At 43.5% G+C, this 23,217-nt stretch carries 18 protein-coding genes and 5 tRNA genes; 16 read left to right on the top strand and 7 right to left on the bottom strand.

What is annotated here, in order from left to right:
* Positions 1-8 precede the first annotated feature (8 nt).
* Positions 9-749 carry a sulfite exporter TauE/SafE family protein gene (locus JKJ11_RS19610; RefSeq protein ID WP_006069648.1) on the top strand — a complete coding sequence of 247 codons (741 nt, stop codon included), beginning with the start codon at positions 9-11 and terminating at the stop codon, positions 747-749.
* A gap of 72 nt (positions 750-821) precedes the next feature.
* On the opposite strand, the gene JKJ11_RS19605 is transcribed toward JKJ11_RS19610, so the two are convergent.
* On the bottom strand, positions 822-1,193 hold the full coding sequence (locus tag JKJ11_RS19605) for a YybH family protein (protein WP_006069649.1): 372 nt from the start codon (positions 1,191-1,193) through the stop codon (positions 822-824).
* Between the two features lie 118 nt (positions 1,194-1,311).
* Here JKJ11_RS19605 and JKJ11_RS19600 point away from each other — a divergent pair, with 118 nt between their 5' ends.
* On the top strand, positions 1,312-2,169 hold the full coding sequence (locus tag JKJ11_RS19600) for a LysR family transcriptional regulator (RefSeq protein WP_252039827.1): 858 nt from the start codon (positions 1,312-1,314) through the stop codon (positions 2,167-2,169).
* Here the strand turns inward: JKJ11_RS19600 and JKJ11_RS19595 are convergent.
* The 3 genes from JKJ11_RS19595 to JKJ11_RS19585 form a co-directional block, all read right to left on the bottom strand.
* Positions 2,155-2,472 carry a c-type cytochrome gene (locus tag JKJ11_RS19595; protein WP_031493471.1) on the bottom strand — a complete coding sequence of 106 codons (318 nt, stop codon included), beginning with the start codon at positions 2,470-2,472 and terminating at the stop codon, positions 2,155-2,157. The genes JKJ11_RS19600 and JKJ11_RS19595 overlap by 15 nt on opposite strands.
* A 147-nt stretch (positions 2,473-2,619) precedes the next feature.
* Positions 2,620-3,627 carry a low-specificity L-threonine aldolase gene (ltaE, locus tag JKJ11_RS19590; protein ID WP_252039826.1) on the bottom strand — a complete coding sequence of 336 codons (1,008 nt, stop codon included), beginning with the start codon at positions 3,625-3,627 and terminating at the stop codon, positions 2,620-2,622.
* Between the two features lie 10 nt (positions 3,628-3,637).
* Positions 3,638-4,156 carry an NUDIX hydrolase gene (locus JKJ11_RS19585; protein WP_006069653.1) on the bottom strand — a complete coding sequence of 173 codons (519 nt, stop codon included), beginning with the start codon at positions 4,154-4,156 and terminating at the stop codon, positions 3,638-3,640.
* Positions 4,157-4,378: 222 nt separating this feature from the next.
* On the opposite strand from JKJ11_RS19585, the gene JKJ11_RS19580 reads away from it, so the two are divergent.
* The 11 genes from JKJ11_RS19580 (at position 4,379) to pulA (ending at position 15,438) form a co-directional block, all read left to right on the top strand.
* Positions 4,379-5,872, top strand: coding sequence for a VWA domain-containing protein (locus JKJ11_RS19580; RefSeq protein WP_252039825.1), 1,494 nt, complete (start codon positions 4,379-4,381; stop codon positions 5,870-5,872).
* Between the two features lie 175 nt (positions 5,873-6,047).
* Entirely contained in the window at positions 6,048-7,709 is a 1,662-nt protein-coding gene (locus tag JKJ11_RS19575; protein WP_006069655.1) for an ATPase RavA domain-containing protein, read from the top strand.
* Positions 7,710-7,810: 101 nt separating this feature from the next.
* Positions 7,811-9,256, top strand: a complete 1,446-nt coding sequence (viaA, locus tag JKJ11_RS19570) for an ATPase RavA stimulator ViaA (protein ID WP_171393435.1) — start codon at positions 7,811-7,813, stop codon at positions 9,254-9,256.
* A 181-nt stretch (positions 9,257-9,437) separates the two neighbouring features.
* Positions 9,438-9,511, top strand: a tRNA-Cys gene (locus JKJ11_RS19565).
* Between the two features lie 204 nt (positions 9,512-9,715).
* Entirely contained in the window at positions 9,716-9,961 is a 246-nt protein-coding gene (locus tag JKJ11_RS19560) for a nitrite reductase (RefSeq protein WP_252039824.1), read from the top strand.
* 321 nt (positions 9,962-10,282) lie between these two features.
* Positions 10,283-10,369 (top strand) — tRNA-Leu (locus JKJ11_RS19555).
* 32 nt (positions 10,370-10,401) lie between these two features.
* Positions 10,402-10,475, top strand: a tRNA-Cys gene (locus JKJ11_RS19550).
* A 79-nt stretch (positions 10,476-10,554) separates the two neighbouring features.
* Positions 10,555-10,641 (top strand) — tRNA-Leu (locus JKJ11_RS19545).
* A gap of 31 nt (positions 10,642-10,672) precedes the next feature.
* Positions 10,673-10,746 (top strand) — tRNA-Cys (locus JKJ11_RS19540).
* A gap of 189 nt (positions 10,747-10,935) precedes the next feature.
* Positions 10,936-11,379 (top strand): CopD family protein, encoded by a 444-nt coding sequence (locus tag JKJ11_RS19535; protein WP_031496996.1) that lies wholly within the window; start codon positions 10,936-10,938, stop codon positions 11,377-11,379.
* A 426-nt stretch (positions 11,380-11,805) separates the two neighbouring features.
* Positions 11,806-15,438: a pullulanase-type alpha-1,6-glucosidase gene (pulA, locus tag JKJ11_RS19530; RefSeq protein ID WP_252040014.1), complete on the top strand. Its 3,633-nt coding sequence runs from the start codon at positions 11,806-11,808 to the stop codon at positions 15,436-15,438.
* Positions 15,439-15,491: 53 nt separating this feature from the next.
* On the opposite strand, the gene JKJ11_RS19525 is transcribed toward pulA, so the two are convergent.
* Both JKJ11_RS19525 and JKJ11_RS19520 read right to left on the bottom strand, forming a co-directional pair.
* Positions 15,492-15,812 (bottom strand): heavy metal-binding domain-containing protein, encoded by a 321-nt coding sequence (locus JKJ11_RS19525; protein WP_006069660.1) that lies wholly within the window; start codon positions 15,810-15,812, stop codon positions 15,492-15,494.
* Positions 15,813-15,976: 164 nt separating this feature from the next.
* Positions 15,977-16,792, bottom strand: a complete 816-nt coding sequence (locus JKJ11_RS19520; protein WP_006069661.1) for a phosphate ABC transporter substrate-binding protein — start codon at positions 16,790-16,792, stop codon at positions 15,977-15,979.
* 184 nt (positions 16,793-16,976) lie between these two features.
* Here JKJ11_RS19520 and JKJ11_RS19515 point away from each other — a divergent pair, with 184 nt between their 5' ends.
* Positions 16,977-17,324, top strand: a complete 348-nt coding sequence (locus JKJ11_RS19515; protein ID WP_006069662.1) for a DUF3024 domain-containing protein — start codon at positions 16,977-16,979, stop codon at positions 17,322-17,324.
* Between the two features lie 82 nt (positions 17,325-17,406).
* On the opposite strand, the gene rnb is transcribed toward JKJ11_RS19515, so the two are convergent.
* Entirely contained in the window at positions 17,407-19,422 is a 2,016-nt protein-coding gene (rnb, locus tag JKJ11_RS19510) for an exoribonuclease II (RefSeq protein WP_252039823.1), read from the bottom strand.
* A gap of 363 nt (positions 19,423-19,785) precedes the next feature.
* Here rnb and JKJ11_RS19505 point away from each other — a divergent pair, with 363 nt between their 5' ends.
* Together JKJ11_RS19505 and JKJ11_RS19500 are read left to right on the top strand one after the other, a co-directional pair.
* Positions 19,786-21,690, top strand: coding sequence for a DEAD/DEAH box helicase (locus tag JKJ11_RS19505; protein ID WP_252039822.1), 1,905 nt, complete (start codon positions 19,786-19,788; stop codon positions 21,688-21,690).
* 275 nt (positions 21,691-21,965) lie between these two features.
* Entirely contained in the window at positions 21,966-23,159 is a 1,194-nt protein-coding gene (locus tag JKJ11_RS19500) for an acetate/propionate family kinase (RefSeq protein WP_031494342.1), read from the top strand.
* The last annotated feature ends 58 nt before the right edge of the window (positions 23,160-23,217 follow it).

The raw sequence follows: 23,217 nt of genomic DNA, 5'->3' as shown, positions 1-23,217 counted from the left end.
CAGGACATATGGACACCACTTTAATACTCGTTTCGTTGATCATTGCATTAGCGGGTTTCACACAGGGGCTAACGGGATTCGGCTCAGCGTTAGTGTCGGTTCCGTTGCTTTCATTCATTGTTGGAGCTCAAACAGCAGTTCCAATTGCTGGTATTTTTGGCTGGTTAGTTACCTTGCCAATCGTTTGGAAAATGCGCCATTCAATACAACGCCAAACAGGATTGATTCTATTTGCCGGTTCGGTACCTGCGTCTTTTGTTGGTGCTAAGTTACTGGCAACGATGCCTTCCCAGTACATTCTTTTGACTATGGGAATTGTGTTAGTTGCTTCAAGTTTACATTCTCTACGCTCAACTAAGCCTTTGTTTAAAAAGACTTCTGTTCCGGTAACAGTAGGGGCAGGTTTCACTTCAGGTGTTTTAGGTGCTAGCGTAGGTGAATCGGGTCCTCCTGTGATTGCGTATACATCGATGCAGCCTTGGACGGCCGATCAAACCAAATCGACATTGGCTTTCTTCTTTATGTTGCAGATGATTGGTGCCAACGTGAGTTTTTGGAATGAAGGTTTGATAACTGAAGAAGTGTTGTCTTTGGTGATGTCGGCAATGCCAGCGTTTGTCATTGGTTTAACTGGCGGGATGATCGGCTATCATCTTTTACACAAATACAAAATTGACTATCACCGAATTGTACATATCTTTTTATTAGTGATTGGGTGTATGTTAGTGGCGAAAAATGTCCATTTTTGATTATCTAAGTCAATTTAATACTAAGCCCCGTGTATAACGGGGCGTACTAATAAATGACTAAAGCAGGATAGTCTACCTCTCACCAAGCACTTCAAACTCATCATAAGTTAACCGAGATGCACCATCGGTTTGAATTTCCCATAGTTCTTTATGAACAACTCCGAAGGCGTTATTCATTGTCCAGTCTGAGGTCAAAATGTATGACGTTTCTCCAGCCTTTTCCCATTTAGTATTGGTGTAATCAACGTCTTTAAATCCTTGATCTATAATGTTTTGCCAGAATGCCTGTATTGCCTCTCGACCTTCAAATGTACCAAAAGGTTTCGCTACCATTACAGCGTCTTCGGCGTATTGTGCTGCGCAGCCAGCGGCATCCTGATTGTTAAATGCAACTTGCCATGCGGAAATTCCAGTTTTTGAGCGTTCTAAAGCTGATTGAGTCATCGTCATACCTTTTAATTTGGGTTGTGTTTGAGTTAATCATAGAGATAGTATTGATTATGAAAAACAAACTAATTGGAAAGGTATGTTCTGTTAAAGAGAACAATTAAGAGAGCTTATTGTGAATAAACTACGTTTAATGTCTATCTATGTACAAATCATTGAAAGTGGGTCAATAACCAAAGCGGCTGATAAACTCGGTGTGTCTAAATCTGTAGTTAGTTCAGCGCTAAAACAGTTAGAAAATGAGTTGAATACGAGCTTACTAAAACGCACGACGCGCAAGCAGATGCTGACTTCTACCGGAGAGCGTTTTTATCATCAATGCGCTCTCATGCAAGAGCATGCAGAATCTGCGTGGATTGAGGCATCAGAGTCGATGAACACGCCATCAGGAAGACTATCGGTGACAGCGCCACACGCGTTGATGCAGAGTATTGTCATACCTGCGCTCGCTGATACTTTTAATGATTTTTCTGATGTGACGCTGAACTTAGTAAGTGACGATGACCACGTGGACATAATTCAGCAGGATATTGATCTAGCGATTCGTGTAGGCGCATCTGGAGATTCCAATCTAAAACAAAGGAAACTTGGTCAGTTTTCTGACGTCCTATGCCAATCGAAAAAAAATGAAGTAGATATAACATCGTGCCAATATGTCGCTCAACATTGGCAACCAGCGCAAATACACCATCGAGAATTAAATACGGAACAAGAGTTAACGTTTGTTCCAGCACACCGTGTCAACACGGTCTACGATGCTATTCGCCTAATCGAGAGAGGGTTTGGTATAGGCTTGGTTCCTGAATTTCTACTTGGTGAAAGCATGGCACTAAAACCAGTTGCTGAAATAGAGAAGACGAAACCTAATCCTATTTTCTCCTTACACCCTTATCAAGCACATGTGCCTCTTACCGTGTCTATGGCTATAAGTGCGATTGAACAGAGGATAAATACTCTGCTAATCGATAGTTGAATAGAACGCAGCAATATCTTTCAAGTCTTCTTCCGTTAAGTTTTGAAGCTGAGCCTTCATAAGTTCTGCCATCGCGCCTTGGCGCTCGTCATTTTGATACGCTTTCATAGCATTAAACAGATAAAGCGAGTTTTGCCCATTGAGGTTTGGGTAGTTAGCTTGAGAGGGAGCTCCATTAGGGTTATGACAGAATACACAGCTTGGCGCTTTCATTTCACCTAGTTCTGGATTTCCGAATTCGTTAGCATCAGCAACCGATGAAATAGCCATCAAAGCTATCACGGTAAATATATTGTTTTTCATAAGAATGTACTCTAGCTCCGTTTAGCAAAATCGTAATGCTTCACCTTAGGTTAACCTCAAGAAATTATTACTTCCCAAGCTGAATTTGTGACACAAAAAAAGGAGAACCTGACGTTCTCCTAATTAATGTTGGATGGGTCGAAACAATTATCCAACTAACTCTCTGACTTTCTGAAGCAATGTGTCAATGTCATCACTCGAAATATCCTTGTGAGTTACGAATCGAATCGGATTACCTGGGGTAATTGTAATGCCGTCTTTAGCTAACGATTCTGCAATAGCATCAATCTTTACCGATTCATCGAGCTTAGCAAAAACAATGTTCGTTTGGACAAAATCGGCGTTTACACTAAATCCAGAAATGTCATTTAGACCAAGTGCGAGTTTTTTGGCATTAGCGTGATCAAGTTTCAACTGATCGACTTGTTCTGTTAACGCAAGTTTTCCTGCCGCGGCTAAAATACCAGCTTGGCGCATACCACCGCCAACCATTTTACGCAGTCGTCTTGCACGTTCGATAAACGCTTTAGAACCAAGAAGTAAGGAACCAATAGGAGCCGCTAAGCCTTTTGAAAGACAGATTGTCATAGAATCAAAATGCTGAGCAATTTCTTTTACGTCCACATCTAATGCCACGGCCGCGTTGTATACTCGAGCGCCATCTAGGTGTAGGTTCAGACCATTTTCATCAACAAACTTCCTTGCTTCTGCCAAATATGACAATGGTAGAACTTTACCGTTGATAGTGTTTTCAAGGCTTAACAATTTGGTGCGCGCGAAGTGGCTATCGTCCGGTTTTATCGCGGATTTCAACTTAGAAAAATCAAGTGTACCGTCTGGGTTATTCTCAATAGGCTGAGGCTGAATTGAGCCGAGTACTGCTGCACCGCCAGCCTCATATTTATAGTTGTGAGCCTGCTGGCCACACAGGTATTCATCGCCGCGTTGGCAATGTGCCATTAAACCAAGCAGGTTTGCCTGAGTACCAGATGTTGTGAACAGCGCCGCTTCGAAACCATGTCGCTCTGCTGCCCATTGTTCTAATTCGTTGACCGTTGGGTCATCCCCGTAAACATCGTCACCGACAGGTGCATTGGCCATAGCTTCACGCATAGCTGGGGTAGGTTGGGTCACTGTGTCTGAGCGAAAATCCATTGATACTCTCCTAAATGTATCCACATAGCGTGGCTTTGCTTAAGCACGCTATTGTTTTGGCATCCGTGATGCCACCATCGATTATTTTTTGTTGTAATTCCGTTAGTGACATTGTCACCAATTCAATAACTTCATCATCATCGCATTCTAAGCTGCGATTCGGTTTGAGTGATTTTGCAATATACAGATGCTGTATCTCGTCGCAAAAGCCAGCGAGTGGTGTCACCTGTCCTAGAGAAATCATACTACCAGCTTCGAAGCCCGTTTCTTCAATCAGTTCTCTGTGTGCGCATTTTTCAGCATTTTCACCCAGTTCCATCGTCCCTGCAGGAAGCTCTAAAAGCCACTTCTTAAGTGAGGGCCGATATTGATTTAATAGCAGGATATCGCCGGACTCGGTAACTGGAAGGATGACCGCAGCTCCTGGGTGCTTAATTGTCGTGTGCGTAATGTTTTTCTGATTTGGTAATTCAATGTCTTCTTCTACGAGGGCAATGGATTTCCACTGATGAATTGTTCTTTGGGCCATAAAATCATCCGTTGATGGCTAGATATAAAGTACGTAGAAGGTTTACGTAATCAGGGGTCAATATGACCATAACGTGACATAAAAGTCGATGGATAATAAGGGGAACGTTTTATTAAATGGCGATCGAAAATGAAAACTAGGGTTTCTTACCTGTAATGCAATGAAAAATTTAGGTATATCAAGAGGTCTACACGGTTGTGAAGTTTATTTATAGGTAACGAAATGCTTGGTGCGGACAGTCTAAATTTGGCGATGATGGTAGCTGAGTCAGGAATTATTGATTCTGCGGTTAGAGACATCATGCAGCAAACAGACCTGTTGGCGATGGGAAGCGATGAAGGACTTAAGCAAAGCTTAACAGCATCAATGGCCAAATGGTCCAAATCTGTTAAACGCAGGCTCGTAAAAGGTCAAGAGACTGAGTCTCTGCAATCTGAACTCGAGCTTTATCAACGTGCAGTCTATCTAACGGAGCAAGAGTTTGATGAACAATTAAATCAATTGATTGAGCAGATCCCTGAAGATTCGCATTTCCTTCCTAAAGCTCGTCAGTTAGCGAGCGATATCGATGCTTATCCACGATCACTGTTTGCCCGTCAGTTTTGTAAGCAGTGGTATGAAAGCTTAAAACAGGCCGTTGAATCGAAACAACAACAAACGGTTGACCAGCAGAAGTCTAAATTCTTAAAACAGATGTATCAGAAAATCGATACGTTAAAAGATATGGAGAACCTGCAAAAAGGTGGCGAACAGGGCAAACTGGGAAGGCTTTGGGATTTGGCAGGTGCAGAACTAACAAAGCAGGATTGGCGACACATAGAACATACGGCAGAGTACCTTGAGAATAATCAAGAGCTGAAACATATTGCCGACAAACTCGGACGTATGGCAGAAGAAGTGGATGCACCAGAGCTAAATAAAGCATTGAGCCACGATGAAGTGGTCGTTGAAGAGAAAACGGACTTTGCGACAGATGATATTGTGGGTATCCACGAAAGTAACGACATCAACAATCTTCTTCCTAATGAGACCATGTATTTGGCCTACCCAGAATTGGAAACCATTTTCTATCAACACTTGGTGGAAAAACGACTGCTAACCTACAAATCAGAAGGTAAACAACGTACGGTTCGTCAATTACATTCACCTAAAACAGCGACGGGTGAAGCAGACAAGGAGACAGGCCCTATGCTTATCGCGATAGACGTCTCAGGTTCAATGCAGGGTGCTCCGGAAAAATCAGCGAAAGCTATCGCGTATTCACTAATGAAAATGGCCGCACAACAACAACGCGAGTGCCACGTCATATTGTTTTCCTCCACGTTCATTAGTTATGACTTAACAGGGACGACTGGACTGAAAGAAGCGAGTGACTTTTTGTCTTATACCTTTAAAGGCGGAACCGATCTTGGAAAGGTCTTGAATCACGCTGTGGAACTGATGCAAGGTGAGCAATACAAAAATGCCGATTTGCTGGTGATCTCCGATTTCATCGCACCTAAGCAGGAACAGGAGATTGTCGAAAGAGTAGAGTCATTACGTGGCCGCTACAATCGGTTCCACTCTTTATGTCTCTCAAAATATGGTAACCCAGAAGTTTTAGGGCTATTCGATACACAATGGCGTTATCACCCCAGTCTCGTCGGACAGTTCATTAAAAAACCTACGTTCCAGTTTAATAGAGCAAAACAGGCGCTTTCTCATACTTTCGGCTAATGAGTTCTGGTGTTTGAAGCGACTCTTAGTGACAAAACTCTATAAAAATCAGCTTGATAATTTTAGGTTTGCGGTCATGCTTTAAATAAAGCATGAATGAAAAATCTTGTAACATAATAATAACAAATGTATAAAATCATTTATGCATTCCTGTTTTGTGCACAGAGGTATTGGCATGATAAAGCCCACAGTTGTTTCCCACGCTGATAAAGCGTTGCTATCTGAACGAATTAATAAACTCGCCTCAGCACTTTCCGATGGCGTTTACGAACGAGAAGAGACCATAAAGCTTTGCTTATTAGCCGCCCTTGCAGGAGAAAGTGTCTTTTTGCTTGGCCCACCTGGAATAGCTAAGAGCCTAATTGCGAAGCGATTGATACAAGCATTTGATAACAGTAGTTATTTTGAATACTTGATGACACGTTTTTCTACCCCTGAAGAGGTGTTTGGCCCTCTTAGTATTCAAGAGCTCAAAGACAACGGACGTTATTTACGATTAACCGAAGGTTACTTACCTACCGCTCAAGTGGTTTTCTTAGATGAAATCTGGAAAGCAGGTCCTGCGATCTTAAACACATTACTAACCGTCGTGAATGAGAAAACATTTAAGAACGGTAGTGATATTGAAAGAGTGCCTATGCGCTTGCTGGTTTCCGCCTCAAATGAACTGCCCGATGAAGACAGCGGTTTGGAAGCTCTCTATGACCGTATGTTGGTACGCATATTTGTAAATCGTATTCAGAATAAACAGAACTTCAAATCAATGTTAACGGTTGGCACGAGTGAAGAAGCGAAGATCCCCGAAGGTTTGGCGATTACCGATCAGGAATATCATCAATGGCAACGTGAACTTGATAACGTCAAGTTGACTGATTCCGTCTTTGAAAAACTCTATCAACTTAAAACCTTGCTAGAGTCCGCAGCAGAAGAAAACCAAGGCAGACTCTCTGAGTCAGACCTGTATGTTTCCGACCGTCGTTGGAAGAAAGCGGTAAAACTCCTCAAGGCGAGTGCGTTCTTTAATGGTCGCGATAGTGTCAACCCGCTCGACTTACTACTACTACAAGACTGTTTGTGGAACAGTCCAGAATCACTAGAAATTGTTCGCGATGTTGTTCGTGACTTTGCGTTGAACTACGCCTTTGATCAACAGGAAGTATTCCAACAGATCGAAGAAGGTAAGGAGCAATTGGCTGATATTCAAGATGAAATCGAAGCTGAGTTTGCGATGCCTCTTTCTATGGAATCCACGACGGGGCTGCTTCGAAAAGATGTATACCAATACGATATTAGCAACGCCAAATCATACAAAGTTGGTCCGGCTACGGACCTAGTCAAATTGGTCTTGCTGCAAAGCAACATGTCAGTATCTGAGAGTGAAAAAGGCGATAGCCGCTGGGTCTATGTAGCAAAAGATGAGCTTAGCCGAGCCATCAAAGAAGGTGGCAGTGAGGTGTATGGTTATGTAAACCAAAATACGCATTTGTGCCGCTTGAAGCTTGATATTGACGCTGCCAATAACCTCGTTATTAAGGATATCGCTAATCGCTCTGTTCTAACTACGCTTGTGACCACTTCTGGTATTGACTCCAATTTACTACAAGAGTGGACGACAAGAGCTGATCAGGTATTAACGCAGCTTACTCATGCAGAATATCACCTTAGACAAGTACGCTCTAACTTCCATGGAGCTCTACCACACGGCTTTATTCAGCAAGAGATACCAACAGAGATGGAAGTGAGCTTACAAACAGTCACGCAAACACTTGAAACGACTAATGCCGAAGCTGAGAAAGCAGTCGCCAGAATCAAAGGATTAAATGACTTTTTTGCCTAGAAAGCTCGCTTAGGAACTTTGCTTAACTAGGAGCTTTGCTTAATTTGATGGCTAGCCAAATTGGTTGAGTGACATCGTAAGATAAAACACCGGAGGCATGGATGCTCGGAGCAGACGGATTAAACTTGGCGCTAATGATTGCTGATTCAGGTCTAATTGATTCGGCAGTTAATGATTTGATGGCTCGCTCTCAAGTTGTTGCGCTCACAGAAAAGCGCGGCGTTCGTTCTGCAGTCAAAGGCCATTTGTTGAAGTGGCGTGGCTCGGTAAAAAAACGTATGACTCGTGTTTGTGAGACTGAACGTTTCCAAAAGGAACTTGCACTCTATCAAGAGGTCATCCACTGGGATGAAGCGACATTTTTTGAACGCATTAATGATGTCGTCAAGCAACTTGAGTGGCATTCTGCGTTCTACATGCAGGCGAGGCGTCTGCTAGAAAAAAACAAGTCAGTCAATAATCCCATGTTTCCCCGTTTCTTTTGCGATCTTTGGTACAAGAGCCTAGCGGATGCGATTAAACAAGCCGAGGTCTCTGAGTTAGAAGCAAGTAAAGAGAAGTTTCTCGCCGATTTGTATCAACGAATGGAAACCATGCAAAACATGGATACCGTGACGGAGCAGGGTGATGAAGCTGCTATGGGCCGTTTGTGGGATATGGCCTCAGCGAAACTCACCAAGACTGATCTAAAAGTGATGCACAACCATGCCGAGTTTCTCAAGAAGAATAAGGGACTACAAGAGATAGCAGAACAGCTTGGACGAATGGCAAATGATCAGGATGATCCCGAACTTAACAAAGCACAAGCTGATGATGTTGAGATGGTTGAAGAGCAAAGTGATGAGGCGACGGATGATATAGTAGGCATTCACGAGTCCGACGATCTGAATAAACTGCTTCCTAATGAAACCATGTTTCTCGCTTATCCCGAATTGGAAGTGGTGTTTTACAAACATCTCGCTGATAAACGCTTAATGAACTACAAAACTCAAGGAAAATCACGCACGCTCAAAAAAGTACGAACTAGTAAACCCGATAACAGTAAGGTGGAAATAGAGAAGGGCCCATTTATTGTTTGTATCGATGCATCCGGTTCGATGAGTGGATTTCCTGAGCAGTGTGCCAAAGCAATGGCTTACGCACTGATGCAAATTGCTTTGGCTGAAGATCGCGAATGCTATGTGATTCTGTTTTCTACTACACATATTACGTATGAACTGACTAAGCAAGATGGTTTGCGAGAAGCTGCTGATTTTCTTAGCTATTCATTTCATGGTGGAACTGACTTAGAGCCAGTATTAGTTCAGTCTATCGATTTGATGGGTACTGATACTTATAAAAACGCAGACATGGTTGTGATTTCCGACTTTATCGCGCCGGAACAATCCGAAGAGATGATACAAAAAGTCGACCAACTAAAAGAGCGTAAAAACCGCTTTCACGCCATCAACCTTTCTAAGTATGGCAACCCCGCACTGATGAGTATGTTTGATCATTGCTGGTCCTATCATCCAAACTTGGTGGGACGCTTGATGAAAAAGTGGTAAAACACACTAAGAGATGTGACTGTGAGAACGCTTAGTCCATTAGATCGCTGCTTGATTGAGTATATTGCCGTTAATCTGGACAAACGAAGAGATAAAATCGGTTTTTGTTTGACTAATGTTGAGTAATCCGTAAAGTACGCTCCGAACACGACGGAGCAGCAGCTCAGTGTGTTAATAGAAAGGCGCCTTGGCAGAGTGGCTATGCAGCGGATTGCAAATCCGTGGACCTCGGTTCGACTCCGGGAGGCGCCTCCATTATTCAGAAACCTCGACAATCGTCGGGGTTTCGTTCTTTCTGGCTCTAAGAATTCTCCCTCACTGTACTCACTAACGTTTTGGACAGCTAATTCACCTTGTCTGAGACCTAAGCCTCGAAATCCATTCTCAGCATTGTTAACAGTTTGCGTTTAAGTTAGTCGACGACTATGGTGAGTTATCACTATATTCGTGGAGGTGCTTATGTCTGAAGTCTTGGTTGTTCTCATCATTTTTGGCGCTATTTTTGGTCGAGGTATGCTGCGAACATTTTTCTCTCATCGCGAAAAAATGAGGGCGATTGAACTAGAGAAAGCCATGGAAGGGGCGGAAGGTTTAAATAGCGAGTTGGTACAACAAATAAAAAGCTTATCTGAGCGCGTTGAAGTACTTGAGAAAATCATTACAGACGAAAAATATCAATTGGATCGCAAGATCGCCAACTTGTAAGTGGTGCTGAATTAGTCGATTTGTATGGCCTTCATACTGCTTGGCTCGATATTTAGTCAGTTGATTCATAAAGTTAAAATTTAATGTTGACGCAAAAACTTAATCCGTTAAAGTACACCTCGTTCTCACGGGAAGCCCCGATGAAAACGTATGCGAGACTAGCGAGACTGTTATAGGCAACCTTGCCAAGATTAACGTCACACCAAGACCGTTGAAGAACGGAAACCTAGTGAGTCGCTCAAAATTTAAGTCTTACGGCAACTGCGGTAAGAAAAAGATGGTGTTTTACTATTCAGTAATCGGCATCGCAAGAAATTGCGTGCCCTGGTGGTGGAATTGGTAGACACAAGGGATTTAAAATCCCTCGGCGTTCGCGCTGTGCCGGTTCAAGTCCGGCCCGGGGCACCATCTATTCGCTAATTAATTAGCACCCAAATTAAGGCGCCTTGGCAGAGTGGCTATGCAGCGGATTGCAAATCCGTGGACCTCGGTTCGACTCCGGGAGGCGCCTCCATATTAAAATCTTACTGCAACTGCGGTAAGAAACAGATGGTGTTTTACTGTTCAGTAATCGGCATCGCAAGAAATTGCGTGCCCTGGTGGTGGAATTGGTAGACACAAGGGATTTAAAATCCCTCGGCGTTCGCGCTGTGCCGGTTCAAGTCCGGCCCGGGGCACCATCTATTCGCTAATTGTTAGCACACAAATTATGGCGCCTTGGCAGAGTGGCTATGCAGCGGATTGCAAATCCGTGGACCTCGGTTCGACTCCGGGAGGCGCCTCCACTCCCTCTAATCTATCTCTGCGTAGTCATAAATTACGCACAGTTCTTTAGCTCTATTAAGTGCCTTACCTCTAACACTCAAATAAACGATAATAAATATCATTACAATTGTATGATCCTCGTCATATCTTTATTGTTCAATATGTTAATAATTAAGATTAATTTAACAGAACAAGAAAAGGGAAGGCACATGTTTGCTTGGCTTTTAGTGCTGCATATTTTAGGTGCGTCAATCTGGACGGGTGGTCATCTAATTTTGAGTGTTGTAGTCCTACCTAAAGTATTGAAATACAAGTCACCTGAAATGCTACTTGAGTTCGAGCAGAACTATGAAAAGATCGGAATGCCAGCGTTAGTTATTCAAGTGACTACGGGATTGATGATGTCTTATCAGCTCCTTCCTGATGTTAGTTTATGGTTCGATATGTCAATTCCACTAGCTCATGGTATTGCGGCGAAATTGGTTTTGCTTGCTCTAACGGTTACTTTGGCTCTCGATGCGCGTTTTCGAGTAATCCCAAAGCTATCCAAGGACAACCTTGTAGACATGGCACTTCATATTATTCCAGTAACCATAATTTCTGTTGTATTTGTCTTCGTAGGTGTGTCATTTAGAGTGGGGTGGCTGTCGTAGCTGATACATCTGTCGGTAAAACAATAAATTACTTTCCCATATTGCCTGCGAACTTCATTATTGGTTGATGTTTCCAAAACAACGCCGCTTGTAGCAGCTTAATATTTTTGTGTTGAAAATAAGGTCATCACAAAATCTGATCCAAGTCGCCAATTGCAGGTTGAGTTATCATCCTCAAACTCTACGCCCCAGTATCTAAGCCTTTAAAATCTGTAAGATCAAAATGAGCACCGTGTTGCATAATATGGTGCTCAGACTTCCCAGTATGTGATAGTGCTTCAAACGCTCTGTTATTTTATCCGATACAAAAACTTAACATGCATTGTTCACATTTTGTTGAGCATCACTTTTCATAGCATAGAGGGTGAACTAACCGATTTACCCTCAATAATAAAAGGTTGAAAAGTGGACGATAATAAACCGAAGATGACAGTGGTAGCTAAAACGCTTATACCACTGATTTCAATTGTATTACTCGCAGGATGCAATACGAATAGTGAGTCTGGAACAGAGGCTGGTGGCAATAGTGGCGATGTGGATGGCTTGTATAAGGCTGGCGAGAATGAAGTCGTCATCTATTACAAACGTGACTCAGCGGCTCAATCTGGTGACCCGTACGGTGGTTGGGGGTTACACCTATGGAACGGCGAAGGTTGTGAAAGTACTGACCTAGAAGCAATGAATATTGGTGATAGTGGCACGAGCTGGGATGCTCCATATGGTTATACAGGGGTCAGCTCTACTTATGGCGCTTATTATGTTTTGAAAGTGGACCCAGATGCATCAGACCCTCATGAATGTATGAACTTTATACTTCACAAAGGAGATGAGAAAGCCTTTGGGAGTGGAAATCACAAGGTTCAACTACGTCAACTTGATGACAGCAAGGGATTATTTGGTTTCCATGGCAGTAGCCAAATTTATTACGTCCCTACTGTAGAGAGACCTGTTGCGATCGATGGGCGCGCCGCTCATTGGTTAGATGGCACCACAATTGGTTGGGAGGCTGCCTCGACAGCAGATACAGTGGTTTTGTTCTACAGCGAAGACGGCAGCATCACAATGAATGATGATAGGTCTATTCATGGACAAGATGGACACGTTGAACTCACCATTTCTGGTGAGCTGCCTGAGGAACTCAAAGCTCGTTATAAGCACCTAGCGAGCTTGACTGCCCTCAACATTGATGTGAATGCGGAGACACGACATACACTTTTAAAAAAACAACTTGTGATAGTCGCATATAACAAGAGCAAAGAAATTATTACCGCCACTGAGCTTCAAACAGCCGGGGTTCTTGACTCTGTGTTTGCCTCAAAAGATGGGGGTAATGCAATAGCTCAAACACTCGGTGCTATTGTTGAAGGAAACGATGTGACGTTTAAACTCTGGGCACCAACGGCAATGTCAGTGTCGGTAGAAGTTTATAATGAAGATAAGACCCTAGATAGTGTATATCCAATGACTGAAGATGCAGATACTGGCATATGGTCCTCGGATGGCGTAAGTGGAGCGCTGAACCAGTTCTATCGTTACGACGTTAAGGTGTACCATCCTACGACGGGTAAAGTGGAGCAGCGATTGGTAACCGACCCATATTCACTTAGCGTGTCTGCAAATTCTCTATATTCTCAAGTTGTAGATCTCGATGATACGTTATTAATGCCTGAAGGTTGGAATGACGAAGCATATTCTCGTCCTCAATTATCTAAAGCTGAGGATCATGTCCTTTACGAATCTCACATACGTGATTTTAGCTTCAGTGATTCTAGAGGGACGGAAGCATTGAATGGTAAGTATTTAGCACTAACCGAAGATACTCGAGAGTCAGTAACACATCTGAAGTCATTGCAACAAGCGGGCTTAACAACGTTGCATGTATTACCTGTGTTTGATATTGCTACGGTTGATGAGGTCAATAGAGTTGATATTACCGATACGGTCGGTGATCTATGTGCTCTTAATGCTAAAGCTGCGGTTTGTTCTACAGCAGATAGTGGGCAGGTCATTGAAGATTTATTGCAAAACTATGACCCGGCGAGTGCGAATGCGCAGTCTTTGATGAATGACCTACGAATGTATGACAGTTTTAACTGGGGCTATGATCCATTCCATTACACAGTTCCTGAAGGTAGTTACGCTACCGATGCTGAAGGTTCACTAAGAATCAAAGAGTTCCGCCAAATGGTAAAAGCGACTCATGATATGGGACTTAAGTTCGTCATGGATGTCGTATATAACCACACCAATGCCTCTGGCGTAAATGATAAGTCAGTGTTGGATAAAATTGTTCCTGGGTATTATCACAGGCTCAACGCCAATTCCGGAGGTGTAGAAAACTCGACCTGTTGCGACAATACTGCGACGGAAAACTTGATGATGGGTAAGCTAATGGTTGATTCACTATTAGTTTGGGCTGGTGACTACAAAGTCGATGGTTTCCGTTTTGACCTTATGGGGCACCAACCAAAAGACTTGATGGTTTATGCGTTAGAGAAAGTGAAAGCGATTGATCCCGATACCATTTTCTATGGTGAAGGTTGGGATTTCGGTGAAGTTTCTAATCATGCTCGATTCGAGCAAGCCACACAGCTAGCTATGGCTGGTACTGAAATTGGTACGTTTTCTGATCGATTGCGTGACGCAGTACGTGGTGGTAGTCCTTTTGATGGCGGCGTTAACAGCGATGGCCGCCATGCACTAAGGTTTAATCAAGGGTTTGGTAATGCGGCTTATCCTAATGAAGAGGTAATCGAATCAGTTGAAACAACAAACGATAGACTTCACAACCAAGATATCGTCCGTTTAGGTATGGCGGGCAATTTAGCTGACTATGTTCTCTTGGATTACACTGGTGAGACTAAACGCGGCAAAGATGTGGATTATAATGGCGCCCCGGCAGGCTATACTAAGTTCCCATCGGAGAATATCTCTTACGTATCGAAGCATGATAACCAAACACTTTGGGACAACAACGCTTACAAGATTGCGACAGGGATAGATTCGGCGAAGCGAGCTAGAATGCAGACTGTATCGCTTTCAACCGTAATGTTGGGGCAGGGTATTCCATTTATTCACATGGGCTCAGAGCTATTGCGATCTAAGTCGATGCAGCGAGATTCCTATGACTCAGGTGATTGGTATAACCGCGTTCGCTTCGATGGTTCAGACAACAACTGGAATGTTGGTTTACCTCGAGAAGACAAAGATGGTGCTAACTGGGATTTGATCAGAAAAATCATAGCCGATCCTAGTGTCAAACCGTCTCAAACGGACATTGAACTAACCAAACAACAATTCTTAGAGTTACTTAAAATTAGAAGTAGTAGTGAGCTGTTCCGCTTAGATAGTGCTGAGGAGGTCATGAAACGAGTCGATTTCCGCAACGTTGGTCAGGGTCAAACACAAGGTTTAATTGTCATGACGATTGATGATGGAACCAGTGCGGGTGCTGATCTTGATTCTGCATATGATGCGGTGGTGGTTGTGGTTAACTCGACGGCTGTTACTAAGGAGTTCAAGATTGAAGGAGCTAGCGGTTTTGAACTACATCCGGTTCAAAAATCGTCTTATGATAGTGAAGTGAAAACAGCCTCATTTAGTAATGAAATCTTCTCTGTACCAGCATTGACAACCGCTGTCTTTGTACTTCCTCAAGGTGAGAGCCAGGGTGTAGGCTTGCCGATAGACAACAGTAATAAAGATGTATCTAGTATCGCACCATTCGGAAGTACTGAACTCTACTTACGTGGATCGATCACGACATGGGATGCCCCTGCGGAAAATTCCAATGCCAAGTTTAGCTATATTGCCAATAATATTTACCAGTTAGATATAGAAGTGCAAACGGGAAGTTTTAATATGAAGGTCGCCGATGCATCTTGGAACGCAGAGACAAACTTTGGTGGCGAAGTGAGTGTTACTTTGGGTGAGGCAAGCACTCTTACTGCAGGTAGCAATGATAATGTCACTATAAATATTGCTGAAGAGGGAAACTATCGTTTCAAGTTGGATGCAACAAATAAAGCCAATCCAACGCTGACTGTAACCAAACTCTGATATTTTTTAGAGTGATCAAATAAGGCAGCATTCGCTGCCTTATTTATTCGTCTTTAATCAACAACGACTGCAGTGCCGCTCGCCGACACCATTAACATGCCGTTGCCAGTCCCTAGTACTTCATAGTCAAGGTCGACACCCACAACAGCATTCGCGCCAGCATCAGCGGCTTTTTGTTCTAGTTCTTTTAGTGCGATTTCACGCGCACGTTGTAGCTCTCTCTCATAGGTGCCCGAGCGTCCGCCTACAATATCTCGCAGGCCAGCAAACATGTCTTTAAAGACATTGGCACCTAAGATCGCTTCGCCGGCGATCACGCCTTTGTAAGCAACTATACGCTTTCCTTCAACGGTTTGAGTAGTGGTGACAATCATGAATAGACTCCTATTGGGGATAAACCATTTCTGATTAACAACATAGCAGGTTGCGATAACATGGGAAATGACAGAAGTGTCGTAATTATGTATTCAACGATTCCAATCTTGGTAGAGACGAAAAAGGGAAAGCAAATGCTCTCCCTAATGTAGCGATGACTTTACTACTTTTTAATAGGCGTGTAGCCATATTCTTGGATGAGGGATTGTCCCTCATTAGATAGCACGAAAGAAATGAATTTATCTGCGTCATCATCAATGTCATCTTTTTTGTGTAGCAAAAGGAAAGGACGTGCGAGCTTGTATTTCCCTTCGGAGATATTCTTGGTGGTTGCTTCCACACCTTCAAACTTAATAGCCTTAACTGAACGGTCGACAGAACCTTCAGAAATGTAACCTACGGCGTGTGGGTTGTTGTTAACAATGGTCTTTACCATACTGTTGCTATTTACAACGAGGTTCGTTGGATTGATATCAGAGACCAGTCTGTCATTGATGATTTGGGTCAAGCCCAACAGACTTTCGAAACTTGAACGCGTGCCTGAAGAGGCCTCACGTGTCACAACTGCAATCTTCTGATCTGGGCCACCAACTTGCTTCCAGTTATTAATTTTTCCTTTATAGATGTCAAACAACTGTTCTCGAGTGAGGTCTTGAACCGGGTTTGCCAGGTTGACCACAATAGCTAGACCATCGTAAGCAATAGGAAAAACGTCTAGACTTTCACTGCTTTCACGTTCTGTAAGATAACGGCTGCTCATACCGATATCCGCCGCCCCTTTTTCTACTAGGGTGATACCTGCTGTACTACCGATTCCTTGAACGGCTATGAACGTGTCGCTGTGTGACGTGTTGTATTGTTCTGCCAAGACATCCATAACACGAGCAACAGATGTAGAACCAGAAATATTGACTTCTTGTGCTGCTACAGTGTTTACAGCGGAGAAGGAGAGTAGAGCGGCTAAAGCGACGCGAAGCATAGAGAAACTCCAATTAAAGTGAGAATTTGCCACATCATATTTCGTTTGTGTGACACTTTTGTGAAGTGGAGTTGCATAGCCAATAAATTAGAGGATAAAAATGGTTACTGTGTGGCGTCGAACGCTAACAAATTATCCAAAAAGCAGTTATATTAAACACATAGTCAGCCAAAAGGTGGGGTATATGACACTTATCGAAATGTCACAATGTCGCCTAGAAAGATGTGCCGAAATTGTTTGCAGCAACCGTAACAAGAGCATGCCTGTTGAATTGGGTAAATCCTTGTTTGAAATGGTTGAGCATGGCGTCTTGTTTTCTAAAGCTCATTATTTATTGGACTCAAGCTCTTCCAGTTACACCAGTGTCGTCGTTAAAGTCCTATTCGATTCCAATACCAGAGAATGGTCGATTTTCGTTCCCGATGAAGATGAAGGGGACAACTGGATGCCGTATCCATTTCTGGGTAAAAGTACGGACCTTACCGCGGTGATGAGGGAGATTGAGAAAGATCCTAAAGCGTACTTTTGGTGACGCATGAACGACAAAACATCATTCATATTAAAAAGGGAGCCCGATGGCTCCCTTTTTGTGTTATCTAGCGAGATGCTATTGGCTATTTAGCCGTTTCATCGCTTTGCTCTGTTGATGCATCTTTAGGTGCATCAGCAAATACTTCAACAGGCTTAGCGATTAGGCTACGTGTTTCTTGATTCACATCGTTCAGTGTTACTTTAAACGTGTCCCCTAGACGATATACGACTTCTTTATCAATAGAAACCGTGCCGTTCTCGTTGTTTCCTTCAATGCGCTCTTTGTTGTCAACGATGAGTGGGTTTGGAATAAACACAGAAGCGCCATTTTCTAGCAAACGGGCACGGATACCGGCGCGATTGATATCAAAGATTTCTGCGGTGAACTGGGTTTGTTTCTTAGGTTCGTCAGCAAGTGTACGAGCATATAACCAATCACCTACAGTACGCTCAGCAATCTTATGGTGTTTACGATGTAGAGCAAGCTCTTCACCTAAAGCATCATCTGGCTGTTGTGATGGTTCAGAGCCAAGAATGTAGGCTTTCAACAGACGATGGTTGACCATATCGCCATATTTACGAATAGGAGATGTCCACGTCGCGTACACGTCCAAGCCCATTGCATAATGAGCATCTGGCTGGTTGCTGATTTCACTGTACGCTTGGTACTTGCGAATCCGGTTATCTAGGTAGCTTGAATCTAAACCACCAAGATTACGGCGGAGTTGAGCAAATCCCTCAAGAGTTGACAGGCTTTCTTCAGTATAAAGGTTGTCTTCTTTACCTTGGTTGACCAGCTCTACAACATCTTTCAGCTTGTCCGCTTTAAAGCCAAGATGAGTATTGAAAACGCCATAGCCGTACGCTTTACTCAGAACACGGCCAGCACAAATGTTGGCGGTAATCATGGACTCTTCTACCAAGCGGTTGGCTACACGGCGCATATCTGCGTGGATAGCCACGACGTCATTGTCTTCACTAAGCTCAAAGCGATAGTCTGGACGGTCAGGGAACACAACGGCGTGTGTCTCGCGCCATTGCGCGCGAGCATTGGCAAACTCATTTAGTTCAGTAACTACTTGAGCGATCTCTTCACTTGGTTGCCATTTGTCACATGTTCCGGTTTCTAACCAATCAGACACATTGTCGTACGCCAGACGTGCATGAGATTTTATGTTGGCAGCAAAGAATTGAATATCATCTTGAATTACGCCGTCAGCACTTACTGTGACTTTGCAACAAATCGCTGGACGTACTTCATTCTCAATTAACGAACAGAGATCGTCCGCTAAATCGCGAGGTAGCATTGGGATATTACGTCCCGGAAGGTAGATAGTGAAGCCGCGCTCTCTGGCGACTTTATCCATATCGTCTTCTGGTGTGATATAAGCGGTTGGATCAGCAATAGCAATGGTGAGTTCAAAACTGCCATTGTCATTTTTCTTTGCATAAAGTGCATCGTCCATGTCTTTTGTTGATTCGCCATCGATAGTGACAAATGGAACGTCTGTTAGGTCGATACGCTCTAAATCGGAATGATCGTTAATTTCCCAGTTTTCAAGGCCGGCTGGTTCAGTCTTTGGTAAATCGTTTTGAGCCAATGTTACCCACCAAGGTGCGATTTTGTCATTGGTGTCTGTGATCTTTTCCGTGATTTCAACAAAGAATCCGCCATCATCTTTTAATGGGTGACGAATTATGTGTGCTACGACCCAGTCACCGTCATTTAGATCATCTGACTTAATGCCTTTCTTAGTTTTGGCTTTAAGTGTGAGCTTTTTAAGAGTAGGGCTATCAGGAACAACGTTAAGTTTTCCTTTGATAAGTTTGACTCGGCCAATGAATCGCGTGACAGCCTGTTCGATAAGTTCTTGTGGTTCCGCTACTTCTCGGTCTTTTTCAGTACGGATAATTGCAACAACTTTATCTCCATGCATACATTTCTTCATGTATGGAGGTGGAATAAAGAAACTGTTTTTCGCGTCAACTTCTAGGAAGCCAAACCCTTTCTCAGTTGCTTTAATCGTCCCTTCTTTTTTTGGAAGGGTTTCTTGGATTTGTTGCTTAAGTTGTGCAAGTAACGGATTGTCTTGGAACATGTATCTACTTCTTAACGATGAAAGTGCCGACACTATACCCAAATGCCCGGAATATGCCTAGCCGAAATAAGTCAGGAAAGGCTAGGTTTTAAGCGTATTAGATGTAAATTTGATGACGCTTTATACAGAATTTTGTCATCGAGAAGAAAATTGTGATGTATTTCAATTTTTTCTGGCTTTTTTTGTGCTTTTAGGGAATAATCCGCCTCCTTGTTTACGTCCCTAGCGGCTTGATGCGATTTGCTACTTATCCGCATCTGAATGGAATCAGCTCTTTAAGGTTTGCTTTAGAAGCAATCTGGATCAGTTTGGAATTGGTAGAGCTCGTGGGACCTTAGTTAATAATTGATAAATGGGATCCCAATGCAAGATTCTTCAATTCAGTTTAGCGATTTAGCGCTGAACGACTCAATCCTTTCTGCTCTTGACGGAATGGGTTTCGTATCTCCAACTCCTATCCAAGCTGCGGCAATTCCGCACTTGCTAGCAGGCAAAGATGCGCTAGGTAAAGCTCAAACTGGTACTGGTAAAACAGCTGCATTCTCTCTTCCACTGCTTAACAAGCTAAATCTTGACCAACGTAAACCACAAGCTGTGGTTCTTGCGCCGACTCGTGAACTTGCTATCCAAGTTGCAGCGGAAATGAAAAACCTTGGTCAAAACATCAATGGTTTAAAAGTTTTAGAGATCTACGGTGGTGCATCTATCGTTGATCAAATGCGTGCACTTAAAAACGGTGCTCACATTATTGTTGGTACTCCTGGTCGTGTTCAAGACCTAATCAACCGTGACCGTTTACACCTAGACGAAGTACACACGTTCGTTCTTGATGAAGCAGACGAAATGCTTAACATGGGCTTTGTTGATGATGTAACAGAGATCATGGAGCACGCACCAGAAACAGCACAGCGCGTATTATTCTCTGCGACTATGCCTCCAATGCTTAAGAAGATCGTTGATCGTTTCTTGCGTGAGCCAGAGTACGTTGACGTAGCTGGTAAAAACCACACGGTAGACAAAGTAGAGCAGCAGTTCTGGGTTGTTAAAGGTGTAGAGAAAGACGAAGCAATGGCACGTCTTCTTGAAACTGAAGAAACAGACGCGTCAATCGTATTCGTACGTACTCGCCAAGATACTGAGCGTCTAGCTGACTGGCTATCTGCACGTGGCTTTAAAGCGGCAGCATTACACGGTGATATTCCTCAATCTTTGCGTGAGCGCACTGTTGACCACATCAAACAAGGTGTTATCGACATCCTAGTAGCGACTGACGTTGTTGCACGTGGCCTTGACGTACCGCGTATTACACACGTATTTAACTACGACATCCCGTTTGATGTTGAGTCATACATCCACCGTATCGGTCGTACTGGTCGTGCTGGACGTAAAGGTAAGGCGATTCTTCTAGTTCGCACTAACCAAATCCGTATGCTTCGTACTATCGAGCGAGTGACTAAGTCATCAATGGAAGAAATCCAACTTCCTCTACGTGACAAAGTTGCAGAAGCTCGTCTAGTTAAACTAGGTGCAGAGCTTGAGCAAGAGAAAGAGCATAAGTCTCTAGACAAATTCGCTGAGCTTGTAGAGAAACTACAAGAAAGCCTAGAAATCGATGCAGCAACATTGGCAGCGATTCTACTTAAGCGTCAACAAGGCAAACGCCCTCTATTCTACATTGGTGAAGACCCAATGATCGCGGCTATCGAGCGTGATAAGCAACGTCGTAAAGAGCGCCGTGAGGGTGGTCGTGACGGAGGCCGTGATGGTCGTCGTAGCTTCAACACTGCTGATTGGGATACATACCAACTGCAAGTAGGTCGTGAGCAAGGCGTTCAAGTTAAAGACATCGTAGGTGCACTTGCGAATGAGCTTGGCCTAACTAAAGGTTCTATTGGTGCAATTAAGCTAGATCGTGAGTCAACTTACGTTCAGCTTCCAAAGCAAATGACCTCTGATGTTGCTGGTAAACTTCGTAAACTACGTATTCGCCAAAAAGAAGCGGGTGCGGTAGTGGTAGACTTCACTGATTTCCGTGAGCCTCGTGGTCGTCGTGATGGTGGTCGTCGTGACGGTAACCGTGATGGCAACCGTGGTGGTTACCGTGGCAACCGTGAGGGTGGTGGTTATCGTGGCAACCGCGATGGCAACCGTGAAGGTGGTCGTGGTCGTGATGGCGAGCGTCGTTTTGACCGTAACCGTGGTGGTGACCATCGTGGCAGTCACCGTGGCGAGCGCAGTTTCTCACGCAATCGTCGTGATGAAGCATAATATCGCTTCTATTCAAAAATAGTTGAAAGCCGGGCTCATGCCCGGCTTTTTTGTATGACGAATATGCAACTGGTGCAAACCTGCCCTATAATCAAGGGATATAACCGATTAAATTCAAGATGTGAATTAAATCTGACCTTGATCATTATCAATAAATATCATTTTGATACAGTTGTTTGTATAAAAGAAAGTTGAAAGATTCAAAAAATATTGAATAATACAAACAAATATTAGGAAGTCGTCTTCCATCAATGCTCAAAACAGGATATCCCCCCATGTCTAATTCGTTTGTTCTCGTGATTAACTCTGGTAGTTCATCTCTGAAATTCGCTGTAATCGACTCAGCAAGTGGTGAAGCAGTTCTGTCTGGTCTTGGAGAGTGCTTTGGCCTTCCTGAATCTCGTATGAGCTGGAAATTTAATGGTGAAAAAACTGAAATCGCTATCGAAGGTGACGACAGTCACCACAAAATTGCAATCAGCAAGCTTGTGGGTTTAACAGATGAACTTGGCCTACAAGAGAACATCGTTGCTGTAGGTCACCGTATTGTTCACGGTGGTGAGAAATTCACTAAGACTGTACGCATCAACGAAGAAGTAACAGCGGAAATAGAAAAGCTTGCGGATCTTGCTCCACTACATAACCCAGCAGGCGCTATCGGTATCCGAGCAGCGATGGAAGCATTTCCTTCTCTTCCTCAGTTTGCAGTATTTGACACAGCGTTCCACCAAACAATGCCTGAGCGTGCATACACTGGTGCTATTGCTAATGAACTATACACCGACTACGGCATCCGTCGTTACGGCTTCCACGGTACTAGCCACTATTTTGTAAGCCGCGAAGCAGCGAAGATGATCAATAAACCTATTGAAGAGTCTAGCTTCATTTCAGTCCACCTTGGCAACGGTGCTTCTGTATGTGCTATCAACAATGGTGATTCAGTCGATACTTCAATGGGTTTCACGCCATTATCAGGGCTAATGATGGGTACTCGTTGTGGCGACCTAGACCCAGGTATTATTGAATACCTTTTGAAAAAGGGTTGGTCACAGGACAAAGTATTTAACGCACTTAACAAAGAGTCTGGCTTCCTAGGTGTTTCTGGACTAACGAGCGACGCACGTGGCATCTTAGAAGCGATGGAAGAAGGTCATGAAGGTGCTAAACTAGCATTCCAAGTGTTTACTTACCGCGTCTCAAAATACATTGCATCTTACCTAGCAGCTTTAGATTCGTTTGATGGCATCATCTTCACAGGTGGTATTGGTGAAAACTCTATGCCAATCCGTAGCGAGATCTTAAACAACCTAAAACTTCTTGGCTTTAAAGAAGATGTGAAAGGCAACGAAGATGCTCGCTTCGGAAACGCTGGCATCATCGGTAAATCTGAGATGCTAGGTGCTGTAGCAATGGTTATTCCGACGAATGAAGAGTTTGTGATTGCACAGCAGTCGGTAGAACTGCTGTAACCAGAATAGAAAATGAATAGTTCAAAGCGAGCCTAGTGCTCGCTTTTTTAGTTCTAGT

Origin of the sequence: Vibrio sp. SCSIO 43133 (genome assembly GCF_023716845.1) — a bacterium.
Taxonomy (GTDB): Bacteria; Pseudomonadota; Gammaproteobacteria; order Enterobacterales; family Vibrionaceae; genus Vibrio; species Vibrio mediterranei.
The sequence above is the reverse complement of the archived record's forward strand: the minus strand, read 5'-3'. Positions and strand labels throughout refer to the sequence as shown.